Source organism: Neobacillus sp. Fa239 (assembly GCF_055395235.1).
The window spans coordinates 4,728,155-4,745,382 of the sequence record NZ_AP041611.1 but is presented as its reverse complement, the minus strand read 5'-3'; the positions used below and the strand labels follow the sequence as shown (position 1 = coordinate 4,745,382).

Genomic DNA, 17,228 nt, shown 5'->3' with positions numbered 1-17,228 from the left:
TTAAACAGGAGGGACTTTTGAAATGAAAGAGGAGCAAAAAGAGCTGCCTGCCCCTGCCCGTTCACGCTATAAGTTCATCAAGATCATGACAATTTCACTGTTCTTCCTAGTACTTTTCTTATCAATCGGTACAATCGGAGTGGAATCGACCTCCAGCTCAAGTTTTTGCAAAACATGCCATGAGATGAAACCAGAATATTATACTTGGAAAGCTTCAACACATAGTGAAGTGGAATGTGCAAATTGCCATATTGGATCTGGAATAAAAAATCTTGCAAAAGCAAAAGCGAACGGCTTAGTTCAGGTATATGAAAAAACAACCAATTCATATTCAGCACCAATTCAAATGCCGACGGAAATTCCAAATTCGGCTTGTGAGAAGTGTCACAATATGGCCACAAGGCAAGTAACTCCAGGGGGGGATTTAATAATCCCCCACGAAAAACACTTGCAAAAAGATGTAAAATGCGTTCAATGTCATAGTGGTGTTGTCCACGGAGATATATCTGACCGTAACGTTACATTCAAATCAGATTATGACAAATGGGATGCAAAGCTCGGAAAATCGATGACGAGTGATGTGAAATTTACAGAGCCCAAAATGGAAACTTGTATTGAATGTCATAAAGCACGTGATGTCTCAATCGCCTGCAAAACTTGCCACACAACCAGTAAGTTGCCAAAATCCCATTTGCAAAAAACCTTTAAGACTCAGGATCACGGCAAGCTGGCTGAAAAAGACGTTTTAAAGTGCAATGTCTGTCATCAGTACATGTCAGATGATGAAATTAAGGATTTACAAGTTGTACCACCTGCTCAGCAATTTCTAAACACAGGTAATGTTAAACAAAAATCCATTTCCGCACCGGAATATGCAAAAGAAAATACATTCTGTAAAAAGTGCCATACCACTATAAAACCGCCAAGCCATGGTGCAAACTTTGTCAATCTGCATGGTGCAATTGCAAAAGCAGATTCGCAGCAATGTACGGCGTGTCACAATGAGCTGAATATAACGGGAAGCAGTATCACAAGTAATGGTTTGGTTTCAAATTCAGTATCGACACAAAGTCCAGGCTCCGCGCCAGCTTGTAGCAGCTGTCACCCAGCAAGTCATGAAAACGTAAATTTCAAACAGATACACCCAATTGACATTTCTGGAGTTAAAGCGCCAAGTGCCAGATGTTATACCTGCCATTACAAACCAAAATGTATTTCATGCCATAAACAATAATGGCCAATTTACTAAATTAGGAGGGCTATTATGGAACTTCAAGTTCAGCCAAATGCCCAGGGACCTTCGAGAGAGGTTGCGAAAAAAATTAAAAAGAAACGGTTTACCTGGTGGCAATCTCTTATTATCCTTGTTGCAACCTTGGCAATATGTCTCGCAGTCGGATATTACATTAGTTCAAAATATCTTTGGAATCAAAACAATACCCAATATGATAAACAGCTGAAATATTACCAAGCGCAGGTAGACCAGAAGCCAAATGATCCAAATCTTAGAGTACAGCTTGGTTATACCTACTTTTTAAAAGGGGACAACGAAAATGCCATAAAGCAATATGAAAATGCAAAAAGCCTTGATAATAAAAACTATGGGGCATATTTAAACTTAGCTATTGTTTACGATTTGGAGAATCGTAGCGATGATGCCCTGCAAATGGCAATAAAAGCTGCTAACTTACAGCCTCAAGATTACAAGGCCCAGCTTTTAAAAGGCCGAAGCTACAGAAAATTAAAAATGTATAAACAATCAACGGCTGCATTACAGGAAGCATACCGTTTAAAACCTGGAAATACCGATATTATCTATGAAGCTGGATTAGTAGCTGAAAACCAGGGGAAAAAATCAGATGCAGAAAAAATTTATAAACAAGCACTTACCTATGATCCAACATTTAAACCTGCACAAACAGCTCTTGATCGTTTAGCAAAAAATAAATAAGAAGAGGGGATGGAAACCGTGAAGAAAAAGACTGTTTATATATGGATGGGCACCATTGTTGGATTGACCGCTGTGCTATTTGCTGTCATCTACTTTTTCCATCTTCAAGGCGACGCAGTAAAGGTGGCTGCAACAGTAAAAGGCGGGCCGCCTACATTAACCAAGTATATTCAAGGGGATATGAATTCTCCCCTTAATAAACCAATGGATGTAACAAAGGTTGGTCAATTCATTTATGTAACGGATACTAACAACAAACAAGTCCAGGTATTTGATGAAAGCGGAAACCAAATATTTAAATTTGGTAAGCAAGGGACAGGTAAAGGACAGTTCCAATTCCCTTACGGCATTACAGCTGACAAACAGGGAAATATCTATGTGGCTGATCTTTACAACAACAGAATTTCCATTTTTACTGGAAAAGGAAAATTTATTAAGTATTTTACGAATGACAAAAAGAAAGCGGATTTTCTAAAATCACCGGGCGGGCTTAGAATTTTCAATGATAAGCTTTATGTCACTGATATCCAGCTTGGAAAAGTGATGGAATATAGCTTGGATGGAAAAAAACTTCTTGAGGTTTCATCAGCTTCTACCAAGAAAGATACACTAAATGCACCAAATGCTGTTGCAGTGGATACCGATCAAAATCTTTATGTTTCGGATACTGGCAACCAGCGTCTTGTTGTTTATGATAAAGCGGGAAAATTTATTCGCATCATCAATGGCTCCATTGATGGGAAAGGTGATTCCAAATTTGTTAATCCAAGAGGTATCGGCGTTAAAGCGGATGGAACCCTTTTAATGGTTGATAACATGACCCACTATGTATATGGCTTTAATAAAAATGGCAAACAAGTTTTCCAATTTGGCGGCTTAGGAAGCGACCAAAATCAGTTTTACCTTCCAAACGGTTTATTTGTCGATAATAAGGGTGAAGTTCTTATCACGGATACCGTTAACAGAAGGGTCGCTCTTTACTTCTAACCTATTAATCTATTAAAGGAGGTGAGGCCTCAAAGAAGAAAGCTTAGAGGTTTCAAAAAAACATATAGAGAAAAAGAGAAGAAATAAGGGAGGTTTTTGGAAATGAGTAAGATCAAACTTAGTTTCTCACTGCTACTAACTATTTTCTTAGTGGGAATACTTAGTACGGCTGTTTTTGCAAGCAGTGCATATGGACTTAGTGTTTCATATGACCAGACTATTGGATTTACCTTTAAATTTACAAAAATTAGTACTGATCCAGCAAATGATTTTCTACTAACTATTTCTAAAAAAGATGCAGGAGCAAGCTCGTTTGCTAGAGTATCAGATACTCCTATCCATGGCGTTGGCACAAGTGCATATTCTTTTCCTGCAGTAAATGCCTCTGACATTGTAAAAGGTTCAATTTACAAATTTGAACTTAAAACTGCTGACGGTTCTAGTGATCTTGGTATTAAATATGCTGTTGTAACAACTAGCAATAATTTACACCTAGCAAATGTTTCTGATGATCTTAATCTTTATACTGCTACAGGGAAACATTTAGACGTTGACGGTTCAGGTCTTCCAAACTCAAACCATACTGGCCAAGATTCTGTAAAAAAACCAAGTCAAAAAACTCACGGTTTCTATCAAAACAATACAAACTCTTGTGCAAGCTGTCACCAAACACATACAGCTGCAAACGGAGAAAGCTTATTATTTAAAGATGGCGTATACAGCACATGCTCTGCCTGCCATGACGGTACTACAGGTGCATACAATGCCTTTGCTCCATCTACAGCATCAACAACAAATAGCCTTGCTGGTACTTTCAACGTTCAACAAGCTGGACACAATGGATCACTTCACCAAGCTGACGGCTCTTTAGAAGTAAGCGCAGCTCCTGGAGGTAATAACAGCCCAGTTAGTACAGACTCCAAATCAGTTAATGCAAACACTTGGGGAGCTGAATTTGACTGTGCAAGCTGTCACGCTCCACACGGTGCCGGTTCTGCTTCTGAAAACAACTTGAACATTGACCCACAAGGATGGGGCGGCGTTCAATATTATAAAGTTGGCGCTACTAAAGCAGATGGCACTACAGCAACCTTAGATGATTCAAACGGTAAGTTATTTAAAAACATTCCTATCTATGATAAATCTAGTATTCCAGCAACTATGGATACACCTTTTATCTTAGTAAAATTCACAGCAGCAGCTTCTGATATTTCAACTGATAAAACAAAAACTGGCTATTTATATTCACGTGCAGGCGTACAAACTGGAGACCAAATCATCCAAACATACAGATGGGACGGCTCTAAGTATGTAGCAGACTACTCTTTATGGTTACGCGATGTTGGCCACGTAAACGCTCCATTCCAAAATGCTAATACTGTTCTTAAAGACAGTACAAGCGCTGATATTACAGCAACAAACATGACTGTAATCTGGCGCGATGGTTTTGCATTCGGTGCAGGCGTAGCTAATGTTACAAAAGCAGACGTTTCTATTGGTATTGACGTAGAAACAAACTCTAAAGATATCGCAGCTCTTTATGACAGCACTGACAAAAATTACATTGTTGACAGCGGTACTGAAATGAGTAAGTATTGCTCAGCTTGTCACACTGACTACCTATCTGGTACTCGTACAAATAACACTGGTGTATACACAGTTGCACACCGCCACGCAACAGCTCAAGACAGATTGACTTGCGTACGTTGCCACTATGCACACGGTTCTGAAGCTACAATCTTACATGATGCAAACGACAACACTTACTTCAGCTTGACAGCTGCAGGAAAAGTATTTGATGCAAACGTTCCAGGAAATACTGACAAAGCATTAAGCTATTTTGTAGATCCAAACCCATCTTCAGCATTAAAACGTTACACTGGCATGAGCGTATGTTATGCTTGCCACGGTAAAGGTGAACAATTCTTAGGAAATCCAAATGTTAATGCTGATTCTGCAACAGGCCAATTCTTGAAAAATGGCGACCCTGGCGTTGTTGGACCTACAGGAACAAACCCTGGTGATGGAAGAACAGACCTTCCTACTCGTCACAACGCAAGTGGCAGTGACCTTACCAAATAATAAAAAAGCCAACAAATAGCTGCAACTACTTGTTAGCTTAAGAAAGTATGAAATTTAAGTGCAATAGACAAGGTAGCAATAGTAATATTGTTACCTTATTTTATTGATAAATCTAATTATTCCACATTGCCATAAAATTGTCAAAAAAATTGACACAAATATGTCAAGAAATCGCTCTAATTCCGCCCCATTTTTTCTCTAACTTCATTGCTATAATAGGCATATAACCCCTATTTATAAGGATATTAAGCGCGGAAACTTATTATCAATTTACAGAAAAAGAGATGATTAAAAATGGGAATACTCAATTGGTTTAAAAAAACATATTCATATAGTTTTTGTACATTGATCATGCTGACCTCTTCATTATTTTTCATTCCTAACACGGCCGTATTTTCAGCTCCAGGTGACCCGCCCATAATCAATATTAGCTCACCCAATGAAAATGCAAATTTTAAGGATCCAAGTCAAAGTGTTGTAATTTCAGGTACCTTCACAGATGAAAACATAACAGATACCAGTCAGCTTATTTTTACTGCAACGAATACATCAGATCATTCCATCCTTTCGAAGTCAGACCTTGATACAGACAAAACGGATTGGGCGATAACGCTAAGCCCTAATGGGAAAGGTACATGGTCACTTACGAAAACACTGGCGGAAGGAAATTATAATGTCAATATTGAAATACAGGATCCAGTAGGTGCAATCGACCAGAACATTACCTTCACGGTTGGCAAAAGACCCTATATTTCGGACATGAAAATTACGATACCTGGTGGTAAAGCAAACGCGGAGGATCTTACCTCTGTAGCAGAAAATGCAAAAATTTTTATTACCATTGTTGATGATCAACCAATGACTCAGCTTATTGGAAATGCGGATCCTGAGAAGCTTGTTAAAATCATAGGTCCAACAACAGGAACGGGAACGGCTGTCGTTAGGGAGGCTTTTAATCAAGAACAACCTGGAAAATATGTTTACAACCTTATTTATAACAATAATAGTGATACTATTTTTAAATTAAACACAACCTATGCAGTTTATCTTTCGGACATTAACGATGATAGCAATTTGCCAATATACGCTAAATCATTTAAGTTTACAACGAAGAGTGATATGGATCAAGAGGATAACCCGCATGGCCATTACCAGCTCAACACGAATATGTGCGCGGCCTGTCATAGCACCCATGTCAATTCTCCAACCTATATTAAATCAGATACGAAGCGAGAAGGCGGCACTTATCTCCTAACGTTTAATGAAAAGCTAAATGATTCTTCGATGAATTATTGTACGGCCTGCCACGACGGGACAACCAATGCTCCGATTGTTGATAAAATAGACGGAAGCCATCATCATGATTCTGCAGCAAACAACATGAGTCAAGCAGAGTCTTGTACGAGCTGCCATAATCCACATTCGGAAAGAACAGATCAAAATCCAAATATGCTGCAAGACCATTATGTATATCGTCATAATTTGGCTGATGTCAACAAAAGTGTTACTGACGACTTACAAAAGCTAACCTCAAGAGTCATTGACAGTTTTGATATATCATGTGGTGCCTGTCATGCAAATTATCTGGTTCACGATGATTCAAGCAATTCGGATAAGAGCATCTTTGATCAGGATACCTTTAAAGATGGTTATTATGATGCCTATTCTTATAACAAATCGACGACCGCAACTGGTGAAATTGCACCTGCAAAACTAAGTATTAATAAAACCAACTTGACTGTTTCCGATTATTCTTTATGTTTAAGGTGCCACAATGCTTCAAATCACAAGGATAATGCAAAATTAGCCGATATTGAACAATACTACCTCCAAACGGATTCTGGTCATAATTTTGCCCTTCCTGCAAACCAAACCACTCAGGGTGATGGCACTAAATTAAATGGATCCATTCCATGTGCTGAGTGCCATGAAACCCATGGATCGGATAACATAAATCTGCTTCGAGAGAAACTTGGAAACGATCCAAATGCGGAAATATTTAAGACAACAGCTAATGTTTGGACTTCATCTGATGAGCGTACATTTTGTTTGAAATGTCATAACAATAAAACGGAGATTTACGGGAAAACAGGCATTTTTAATATATTAAATGCAGCTGGTGACCCAATAAAAGGCCACCAAACAAGTGATACACAAGCATGCTCTGAATGCCATGGCGGTTCATCTAAATCAATCATCGAGGCAGCCCATGCACCTAAAAAAGCACTTCCATAAAAAAACGAGAGGGCCCTCCCTTCATTTTTTTTACTGTTGATAACTACAAGAAAACTGTGAATATAATAGTTGGTTTTGTTGATAATTTACGGTTGATTGTTGATAACTCACTGGATATGTGGACAAAAAGGCATTAAGTGTGGATTTATAAAACGTTATCCACAATAAAAAACTATGTGTAAATAGATTTATCCCCAAGCAGAAATTATTCAAGAGAGGTAATACACTTTGGATTTTTCGCGGCACTACCGTTATAATAAGTGAGGACTGACCAGAACATGATGAATATACTAAGGTACCGGACCATTTTTTAAAAAAGATATAGAGGTGGCAATAATGGAATTAGCAGAAATTCGCAATGAATTAGAAAAAACGGCTAAGCGATTAGCGGACTTTAGGGGGTCTCTTTGACCTTGAAAATAAGGAAGCCAGAATCGCAGAATTAGACGATCAAATGCTGCAGCCTGATTTTTGGAACGACCAGCAGGCAGCACAAGTAGTCATTAGTGAAGCGAACGGCTTAAAGGACCAGGTAAATGAATTCAACGATTTAAATGAAACGTATGAAAACCTGGAATTAACCTATGAGCTTGTTAAAGAAGAAAGTGATGACGAGCTGCAGGCGGAGCTTGAAGAAGAGTTGAAACAATTGACCGAGCGTTTAAATCAATTTGAACTGCAGCTGCTGTTAAGTGAAGAATATGATAAACATAACGCCATATTAGAGCTTCATCCGGGTGCAGGTGGAACGGAATCACAGGACTGGGGCTCCATGCTTCTTCGTATGTATACCCGTTGGGCTGAGAAAAAGGGCTTTAAGGTGGAGACACTTGATTACCTCCCGGGTGATGAAGCAGGAATCAAGAGTGTGACATTAGCGATTAAAGGGCACAATGCGTATGGTTATTTAAAAGCGGAAAAAGGCGTTCACAGATTGGTTCGGATTTCTCCGTTTGATGCATCAGGACGAAGACATACTTCCTTTGTTTCATGTGAAGTCATGCCGGAGTTTAATGATGAAATCCAAATTGATATCCGGACTGAGGATTTAAAAATTGATACGTACCGTGCCAGTGGTGCGGGCGGGCAGCATATTAATACCACTGACTCTGCGGTAAGGATCACTCATACGCCAACAGGAGTGGTCGTAACTTGTCAAACAGAGCGCTCGCAAATTAAAAACCGTGAGCAGGCTATGAAGATGCTGAAAGCCAAATTGTATCAACGTGAAATTGAGCAACAGGAAAAAGAACTGTTAGAAATCCGCGGTGAACAAAAGGAAATTGGCTGGGGAAGTCAAATCCGCTCCTATGTATTCCATCCTTATTCAATGGTAAAAGATCACCGTACCAATACAGAGATTGGGAATGTGCAGGCGGTTATGGACGGGGAACTGGATACGTTCATTGACGCTTATCTACGTTCGAGAATATCGTAAAAATAGTAAAGCCTTTGCCGATTTTGACGCGGCAAAGGCTGTTTTATTGGGATTTAATATTTGCCGGTCATGTTGAGGGATTGCGAAGTTGGATTTGTAAATTGGGGGTGAGATCTTAATAATTTGTTCCTTTGATTTCGTTGGATACCATTTCAAACATTGATTCATGCTGATCTAATTTGAACTCGATATGATTGAAATAGCTTCTAAATTCTGTGGCATTGTTTTCCATAGTTTCCTTAAGAGACATAATGCTTGTTTCAACCTTATCAAGACGTTGATCAACCGTATCAAGTCGTAATTCAACTTTATCCATACGATGTTCTAGACTATCCATGTGATATTCCAGACTATCCATGCGTTGTTCCAGATTATCCATACGATGTTCCAAACTATCCATACGATGGTCCAGTCTATCTAGTCTTTGGTCAATAGCATCAAACCGCCGATCCATCTGCTGAAATTGTTGATCAATCCGCTCAAACTGCTTGTTCATATAATCATACTGCTTATTCATTTGCTCCATCATTTGCTGCAGTAGCTGCTCCATCCATTACCCCTCCTCTTTTTCGACATTATATCATGATAACCACCTAATATCTTTAATGAATTATTATTCCCAAATTTTTATCCATCCGCTTATGAAATGAAAGATACTAACAAATGCTAATGAAAATGTACTCCTTTGACGCGGCAGATGAATGGCGTTTACAGCAAAAATCAGCCATGCTATACTCACTTTCGTTGATTAAAATAGAAAGATTAAGGGGAATAGCTTAATGAATAAAGTTTTAGAACTTCGACAGACCCATCCTAAACTGGAAATTGCCTTTGATTATGTTTTTGTACTCATAGGCGCAGCGATTATTGGGGTGGTATTCAATGTTTTCCTGTTGCCAAACCAGGTCGCTTCAGGCGGGGTAAGTGGTATAAGTACGATATTACATAGCTTGTTTGGCTGGGAGCCTGCCTATGTACAGTGGGCTTTTAATATCCCTTTGTTTATTTCAGGTGTTCTCTTTTTAGGGAAACAATTCGGTGCTAAAACACTCGCGGGGACAATTTTTTTACCTTTCATCGTTTATTTAACAAAAAATTTGGAGCCTTGGACGCATAATGCCCTGCTTGGAGCCTTGTTCGGTGGAATTGGGGTCGGTCTTGGATTGGGTATTGTTTTCAGAGGAAAAGCCTCAACAGGCGGGACGGACCTTGCCGCACAAATAATTCATAAATATACTGGCTTAACACTTGGGACATGCGTTGTTCTGATTGATGGTCTTATTGTTCTGACTGCTGCTATTGTTTTTAATATCGAAAAGGGGTTATATGCATTAATTGCATTGTATGTTACAAGCAAAACCATCGATTTTGTTCAGATCGGTTTTGGACGGTCCAAAATGGCTATGATTATTACTAGTAAACAAGAAGAGGTTCGTGAAGGAATTTTGAATAAAATCGACCGTGGTGTGACAAAACTATCAGCATATGGTGGATTTACAGACCATGAACGGCCAGTCCTTATGTGTGTTGTCGACCAAACGGAGTTCACCAAATTGAAACAATTGGTAAAAGCTCTTGATCCAACTGCATTTGTCGTGGTGATGGACGCCGCCGAGGTGCTAGGAGAGGGTTTCAAACGGGCATAGTACTGGTATACTAGTTAGGGATTGGTAAATTTTTCTGGAGGGGGATTAGCGATGAAGAAAAAGCTATTTACATTACTGTTGGGTACCTCCCTGGTAATGGGTCTAGCTGCATGTGGCGGCGGATCGGACACGTCCAAGAATACGACCCAAAAAACGACCCAAAAAACGACCCAAAAAACGACCACTGGAGGCGGTGGTGGAACAACTGATGTGGCAAGTGCCGCACAAAAAATCACCTCTCAAAAATGCTCAAGCTGCCATGGTGATAACCTTAAAGGGGCAGTTGGTCCGGACTTAACACATATTGGCGGACAGTTATCGAAGTCACAAATCTTGGACATTCTTAAAAATGGTAAATCCGGCGGAATGCCAGCAGGATTGATTTCAGGCAAAGATGCTGATACTGTGGCAACCTGGCTTGCTTCAAGAAAGTAATATCGATCTTCACAAAAACGTTCTGTTGCCCACAGAGCGTTTTTTATTTGCTGGCTATGGTCAAAATTCGTCGAATGAATACATTACATCACCATAAAAATCTTGTCATCTATTGAAAAGAAACTGTAATATATTATTGCTTTTTTTAATAGTTTATGATGTTATAATAGGGCTATGCGAAATTTTGTAGATTTTTGGAGTATTTTCATTGCAATTCGCAGAAAATAAAAGATTTTTGTCGAATTTATTTTGTTGGCAAGATCTTTCTAAAGGTGATCTTACATGATAGAAATGCAAGAAGTATATAAGAAATACCCCAACGGCGTTGCCGCCATTAACGGGATCGATGTTCGGATTAATCAAGGTGAATTTGTCTATGTGGTTGGACCGAGCGGTGCCGGTAAATCAACATTTATTAAAATGATGTACCGTGAAGAAGCTCCATCTACCGGAACGATTTTGATGAATGGAGTCAATCTCGCAAAATTAAAGATGAAAAAGGTTCCGATTTTTCGCCGAAATCTTGGAGTGGTCTTTCAGGACTTTAAGCTGTTACAAACCTTAACAGTCTATGAAAATATTGCTTTTGCCCTTGAAGTGATTGAAGCACAGCCAAAGTTTATTAAAAAACGGGTGATGGAGGTTCTTGATCTCGTTAACTTAAAACATAAAGCTAGAATGCTGCCTACGGAGCTTTCTGGTGGAGAACAACAGCGTGTTTCGATTGCGCGCTCCATCGTTAACTCACCAAAGGTGGTTATTGCGGATGAGCCGACTGGTAACCTGGACCCTGAAACTTCTTGGGAAATTATGAACATTTTTGAAGAGATCAACAAACGGGGAACAACCATCGTAATGGCAACACATAACAAGGATATTGTAAATACAAACAAACATCGCGTCATCGCCATCGAAGGTGGAAAGATTGTTCGTGATGAGCAAAGAGGTGAATACGGTTATGAAAGCTAGAACTCTTGGCCGTCATGCACGGGAAAGTTTTAAGAGTATTAGCCGTAATGGCTGGATGACCTTTGCTTCTGTCAGTGCCGTAACGGTAACATTAATTTTAGTCGGTGTTTTTTCCGTGATTATGATGAATCTGAACAAAGTGGCCCAGACCATTGAAGAGGACGTAGAGATTCGCGTTCATATCGACTTGGCGGCAACCAAAGCCGACCAGCAAAAATTGAAAGATCAAATTGAACTCGTTCCAGAAGTGAAAACGGTGACCTTCTCCTCCAAGCAGCAGGAATTGAAGGACTTAATAAAAAGTCTTGGCTCAGAAGGAAAGGCATTTAGTCTATTTGAACAGGACAATCCTTTAAATGATGTTTTTGTCGTCAAGACGAAAAATCCAACCGACACGATGAAAGTTGCCAAGCAAATTGAAAAAATGAATTATGTGGTAAAAGTTAAATACGGGCAAGGCAGTGTAGAGAAATTATTTAAGTTTGTTAAAGCAAGCCGAAACGTAGGAATCGTATTAATCCTCGGTTTATTTTTCACGGCGGTCTTCTTAATTTCCAATACGATTAAAATTACAATTATTGCCAGAAGAAGAGAAATTAAAATTATGAGATTAGTAGGTGCAACAAATAACTTTATCCGCTGGCCTTTCTTCCTGGAAGGATTATGGTTAGGGATATTAGGGTCTATTTTGCCAATCGTATTGATTTCGATTGCCTACTATAACGCTTATGACTATCTTGCTCCAAAGCTTGCCGGTAATTTTATGCAAATCCTGCCGTATAATCCGTTTATTTATCAAGTTTCAGCTATTCTGTTACTGATGGGCGCTTTGATTGGTGTATGGGGAAGCGTCATGTCTGTAAGGAAATTCTTAAAGGTTTAGTAATTAGAAGGAAGGGCAATTTTATGCCCTTCCTTACTATTGTTTATGAGATACATAGATTTTTAGGAAAAGAGAGAAGAGGACAGTGAAAAAATCAATTATATCCGTTACCGTGGCTTTGTCAGTTGGAATGGTGACAGTGTTTGGAGGGGGTTCCATTAACACGGAAGCTGCCTCCATTTCTGGTTTAAAAAGCAAACAAAATGAAATTCAATCAAAGCGCTCTAATGTTAAATCGGATATTAATAAGGCAAATACCAAAATTAATGAATTACAGGGGCAGCAGGCAAATGTAAAAAGCGATATGAAACGGCTTGATTTTGCAATCGGTGATACGAATGCCAAAATCCGCGAAAAATCAGCCAAGGTCGATGAGACGAAAACAAAAATTGCCAAGCTTCAGGATGAAATCAAAGTAATCGAAGTGCGGATGAAAACGCGAAATGACCTGTTGAAGGAGCGCGTCCGCAACTATCAGGAAACTGGCGGGATGGTCAATTATCTTGATGTGCTAATGGGGGCCAAAAGTTTTAGTGATTTTATTGACCGTGCCAATGCTGTGGCAACGATAATGGAAGCCGATCAGGAATTATTAAAGCAGGCTGAATTGGACAAACAGGAGTTTGAGGGGAAGCAAACTCTTGTTGAAAAAGACCTTTCCAGCCTTAATGCGATGGTGGCAGAATTACAACAAATGAACAAGCAATTAAGTGCGCAGCGAGCAGAAAAAAATAAATTACTTTCCAAGCTGGTTATTAAGGAACATGAAGTTCATGAAGGCATGCTCGCCATGCAGGAACAAGATCAGATTCTTGCAGCGCAGGCAGCTGCGGTTCAAAAAGCGATTGAATTGGAGAAAGAACGGGAAGCAGCTGCCGCAGCAGCTCCGACACCATCCAATGGAGGCGGCAGCGGTTCGGGCAAGATGCCGGCCATTTCCAGCGGATTTTTCACTAGACCTGCTGAAGGGGTCATTACCTCTGGATTTGGCACGCGCCCTGATTTCCGTCCGGGAGAATTCCATTTTGGTGTGGACATTGCCAAGCCGGGTTACGTGCCAATTGTGGCAGCAGCCGATGGGGTTGTCATTCGCTCCTACTATTCTAACAGTTATGGAAACTGTATTTTTATCTCTCACTCTTATAATGGACAAGTTTACACGACCGTTTATGCCCATATGGAACAGCGTTTAGTTCAATCGGGAGCGGTTGTAAAGAAGGGCCAGCAAATTGGCGTAATGGGCAGCACAGGCGATGCGACGGGCCAACATCTTCACTTTGAGCTTCATCGGGGAGAATGGGTTCCGGATCGACATAACGCCATTAATCCTGTGGGAATTGTACCTTTATAAAAAAAGGGGGGAAGCATAGCTTCCCCCCTTTTTTTATACATAACTCGTCCGCTCCTGACATATATGTTAATAATTGGGCAGGAAAAGGTGCCTATTTAACCGAAATGGGGACAGGCATTTTTTTATGAAGGAGGTTCGCGATGAATCGAAAATGGTTAGCGTTAATGATGACGGGTTCACTTCTGACAGGTGCAGGAGGAACCTATGCGGGCATGCAGTTACTAGAGAAAAAAGCGGACAGCACAGAACTTTATTCCAAACCGAACGGAACGAAATTTGAAAAGACGGATACTGAAAATCTGGCTAAAATGGATCAAGCCTATGAATTGATTTTAAACAGGTATGTGGAAAAAGTGGACAGAACGAAACTGGTCGAGGGTGCTATTCAAGGAATGCTCTCCGTATTAAACGACCCTTTCTCCACTTATATGGATAAGGATACCGCGAAGCAATTTACTCAATCATTGGACTCCTCTTTTGAAGGGATAGGCGCAGAGGTCGGCATGGTCAATGGAAAAATCGTCATTGTTTCACCGTTTAAAAATTCACCTGCAGAAAAGGCGGGGTTAAAGCCGAATGATCAAATACTAAAGGTTAATGGCAAAAGTGTTGAGGGGCTTGACCTGAATAAGGCAACCTTGCAAATTCGCGGCAAAAAAGGGACGACAGTAGTATTGGAGATTGAGAGACCATCATTAAAAGAACCTATTACGATCAAGGTTACCCGAGATGAAATTCCGCTTGAAACTGTAAATGGTTCAATAAAGGAATATCATGGAAAGGAAATTGGTTACATCGATATTACCTCTTTTTCAGAGAATACGGCCGAGGATTTTAAAAAGGAGCTTAACGCGTTGGAAGAGAAGCATATTCAAGGATTGGTACTGGATGTCCGCGGCAATCCGGGCGGATACTTAGTAAGTGTCGAGGAAATTCTCAGAGAGTTTGTTCCGAAGAATAAACCAATGGTCCAAATTCAATTGCGCAATGGGGAAAGGAAGCGATATTACACTACATTGAACCACAAGAAGAATTATCCGGTTGTTGTCCTTGTGAACAAAGGGAGTGCTTCGGCAGCTGAAATCCTGGCCGGTTCATTAAAAGAAGCAGCAGGTTATCAGCTGGTTGGTGAAACCACCTACGGAAAAGGAACAGTCCAGCAGGCGATCCCGATGGGGGATGGCAGCAATATAAAATTAACGCTGTTTAAATGGCTGACTCCTAATGGCAATTGGATTCATAAAAAAGGCATCAAACCGGATGTCGTTATTCAACAGCCGGAAATATTCAATGCACAGCCGCTGCAAGTGCAAGAACCGCTTGTGCAGGATATGAATAATGAGCAAGTCAAAACCGCGCAGCAAATTTTACATGGATTAGGATTTTCCCCGGGACGGGAGGATGGTTACTACAGCGATGAAACGGCAGCAGCTGTTAAAGGATTTCAACAATTTTGCCGTCTCCCTGTAACAGGAGTAATTGATTCTGCAACGGCAGCTAAGATGGAGGAAACAGCATTAAAGGAAGTGAAGGATGAGAAAAATGACCTTCAGCTGCAAGTTGCTCTCGGTATTGCCGCGAAATAGTAAAGAGAGGATGGCTTAAGCCATCCTCTCTTTCTTATTCCGTAAAGAAGTTATTGGAAGGATTTGTGAATTTTTGTTGAACATTTGTTGGAATTTTTGTGAACTTTGGTGAAAATATGGGAATTTCCGCGGAAATAGTTATAATGTCTGAGGAATGAGAAAAAAATCAAGTGTTTTTTCATTTTTTCAAGAATCTAGCAATAGGTTTTATAGCTATGATTTGGTAAAATAAAATTTAAGAGATTTTACATACTAGATGAATTTTTAATAGAGGCAGGTGGAAGTTTTGATACAAATATGGCTAATCGAGCTTTTAAAAGGTATAGGTAAATTATTTCTTCATCCTATATTATACTATCTCCTATTCTTAGCAGCGGTCTTAGGGGTCATGAGAGTAAAACGGGAGCGGAAGAATTTCCATGTTCGGGCGAAGGATGCCTATTTTGAGCTCCGTCAGCTATTTCCTCCAGGCCTAATGATTGGTCTCATCCTTTCGATTTTATCCATTGCAGTAGGGATTACCGTGCCATTTGCCGCCATCATCCTGATTGCTGTGTTTACCATTTTATGGAGCATGACTACGAATATTCGCTTGTTGTCGCCCGCTTATACCGTGGGGGCCGCATTTTTTACCTTAATTATTTTTGCTGAAAATAAATGGTCAATTCCTTTATTTCCAAATGCCATTCCGTCTTTTAATGACAAGGTGTATCCTTCAGTTGTCGTTCTTTTAGCATTACTTCTGATCGCGGAAGGCATTCTTATTTCTAAAAATGGCAGTTATGGAACTTCTCCAAAACTATTAAAAAGTAAACGCGGGCAAAATGTCGGCGTCCATGAAGTGAAACGTGTCTGGATGCTGCCCTTGTTTCTTCTTATTCCTGGGAATGCGCTCCACCTGCCTTTTGATTGGTGGCCGGTATTTCATTTAGGAACTGAAAAATATTCACTATTGCTTGTTCCGTTTGCGGTTGGTTTTCATCAGCAAATCCAAGGAATGCTACCTAACAAGGCGATCCAATTATATGGACGCAGGGTCATCTTGCTTGGGGCGTTTACAGCGATTATCTCGGTTGCAGGGTACTGGTATCCATTAGTGTCCATTATTGGTGCAGCTCTGGCGGTTGTTGGCCGGGAACTATTGAGTCTCATGCAGCGAGTGTCCGATGATAATCTTCCGACTTATTTTTCGAGAAAGAATCATGGTCTGATGATTCTCGGCATTATTCCAGAGTCTCCGGCAGATAAAATGGGGCTGCAGGTGGGAGAAATTATTACGAAAGCGAATGGTTTAGTGATTCGAAATGAAAAGGATTTTTATGAAGCCCTCCAAAAAAATCGTGCTCATTGCAAACTTGATGTTCTTGACACGAAAGCTGAGATTCGTTTCGTCCAGCGCGCCTTATTCGAAGGAGACCACCACCAGCTGGGCATCCTGTTTGTCCAAGACGACCGGCCATTCGTTAATGAAATATACTATGCAGAAAACGAGAGATAAAACATCTCTCGTTTTTTTATGGGGGATTTTTCATTGGGGTCAGTCCCCCGTTGCGGTGAAGCTTTAAATCAGTTGGGGAATGGCCCCCTATTTAGGCTCCTCTATTGACATTCAAATGATGATTTGAATATTATATAATCAAACGGTGATTTGATTAATAGAAGGTG

Annotated in this window: 14 protein-coding genes; 13 read left to right on the top strand and 1 reads right to left on the bottom strand. The window is 40.1% G+C overall.

Features of this window, described 5'->3' with window-relative positions; translation table 11 throughout:
* Window positions 1–22: 22 nt before the first annotated feature.
* The 6 genes from ACZ5XR_RS23570 to prfB all read left to right on the top strand — a co-directional run bounded on the left by ACZ5XR_RS23570 (window position 23) and on the right by prfB (window position 8,693).
* Window positions 23–1,234: a cytochrome c3 family protein gene (locus ACZ5XR_RS23570; protein ID WP_464498907.1), complete on the top strand. Its 1,212-nt coding sequence runs from the start codon at window positions 23–25 to the stop codon at window positions 1,232–1,234.
* Between the two features lie 30 nt (window positions 1,235–1,264).
* The gene (locus ACZ5XR_RS23565; protein ID WP_464498906.1) at window positions 1,265–1,951 is read left to right on the top strand and encodes a tetratricopeptide repeat protein; all 687 of its coding nucleotides are present in this window, start codon (window positions 1,265–1,267) and stop codon (window positions 1,949–1,951) included.
* A gap of 18 nt (window positions 1,952–1,969) precedes the next feature.
* On the top strand, window positions 1,970–2,938 hold the full coding sequence (locus ACZ5XR_RS23560; protein WP_464498905.1) for a 6-bladed beta-propeller: 969 nt from the start codon (window positions 1,970–1,972) through the stop codon (window positions 2,936–2,938).
* Window positions 2,939–3,040: 102 nt separating this feature from the next.
* The gene (locus ACZ5XR_RS23555) at window positions 3,041–5,020 is read left to right on the top strand and encodes a cytochrome c3 family protein (protein WP_464502418.1); all 1,980 of its coding nucleotides are present in this window, start codon (window positions 3,041–3,043) and stop codon (window positions 5,018–5,020) included.
* A 294-nt stretch (window positions 5,021–5,314) separates the two neighbouring features.
* Window positions 5,315–7,255: a multiheme c-type cytochrome gene (locus ACZ5XR_RS23550; RefSeq protein WP_464498904.1), complete on the top strand. Its 1,941-nt coding sequence runs from the start codon at window positions 5,315–5,317 to the stop codon at window positions 7,253–7,255.
* Between the two features lie 336 nt (window positions 7,256–7,591).
* Window positions 7,592–8,693, top strand: a protein-coding gene (gene prfB, locus ACZ5XR_RS23545; RefSeq protein WP_464498903.1) for a peptide chain release factor 2 whose coding sequence is annotated in 2 segments (ribosomal slippage) — window positions 7,592–7,663 and window positions 7,665–8,693 — 1,101 coding nt in all. Because the reading frame shifts where the segments join, the coding sequence is not laid out codon by codon here.
* 115 nt (window positions 8,694–8,808) lie between these two features.
* Here prfB and ACZ5XR_RS23540 read toward each other — a convergent pair.
* Window positions 8,809–9,243, bottom strand: coding sequence for a hypothetical protein (locus ACZ5XR_RS23540; protein ID WP_464498902.1), 435 nt, complete (start codon window positions 9,241–9,243; stop codon window positions 8,809–8,811).
* Between the two features lie 229 nt (window positions 9,244–9,472).
* Between ACZ5XR_RS23540 and ACZ5XR_RS23535 the strand changes: the two genes are divergently transcribed.
* From ACZ5XR_RS23535 to ACZ5XR_RS23505, 7 genes are all read left to right on the top strand, one after another.
* Window positions 9,473–10,339: a YitT family protein gene (locus ACZ5XR_RS23535; RefSeq protein WP_464498901.1), complete on the top strand. Its 867-nt coding sequence runs from the start codon at window positions 9,473–9,475 to the stop codon at window positions 10,337–10,339.
* 51 nt (window positions 10,340–10,390) lie between these two features.
* The gene (cccB, locus tag ACZ5XR_RS23530) at window positions 10,391–10,774 is read left to right on the top strand and encodes a cytochrome c551 (RefSeq protein WP_464498900.1); all 384 of its coding nucleotides are present in this window, start codon (window positions 10,391–10,393) and stop codon (window positions 10,772–10,774) included.
* A 282-nt stretch (window positions 10,775–11,056) separates the two neighbouring features.
* The gene (ftsE, locus tag ACZ5XR_RS23525) at window positions 11,057–11,743 is read left to right on the top strand and encodes a cell division ATP-binding protein FtsE (RefSeq protein ID WP_464498899.1); all 687 of its coding nucleotides are present in this window, start codon (window positions 11,057–11,059) and stop codon (window positions 11,741–11,743) included.
* Window positions 11,733–12,626, top strand: coding sequence for a permease-like cell division protein FtsX (ftsX, locus tag ACZ5XR_RS23520; protein ID WP_464498898.1), 894 nt, complete (start codon window positions 11,733–11,735; stop codon window positions 12,624–12,626). Before ftsE ends, ftsX begins: the two co-directional genes overlap by 11 nt.
* Window positions 12,627–12,711: 85 nt before the next feature.
* A complete protein-coding gene (locus tag ACZ5XR_RS23515) occupies window positions 12,712–13,977 on the top strand; it encodes a murein hydrolase activator EnvC family protein (RefSeq protein WP_464498897.1) in 1,266 nt (421 codons plus the stop codon).
* A gap of 140 nt (window positions 13,978–14,117) precedes the next feature.
* On the top strand, window positions 14,118–15,563 hold the full coding sequence (locus ACZ5XR_RS23510) for a S41 family peptidase (RefSeq protein WP_464498896.1): 1,446 nt from the start codon (window positions 14,118–14,120) through the stop codon (window positions 15,561–15,563).
* Window positions 15,564–15,849: 286 nt separating this feature from the next.
* Window positions 15,850–17,061, top strand: a complete 1,212-nt coding sequence (locus ACZ5XR_RS23505; RefSeq protein WP_464498895.1) for a PDZ domain-containing protein — start codon at window positions 15,850–15,852, stop codon at window positions 17,059–17,061.
* Window positions 17,062–17,228 lie beyond the last annotated feature (167 nt).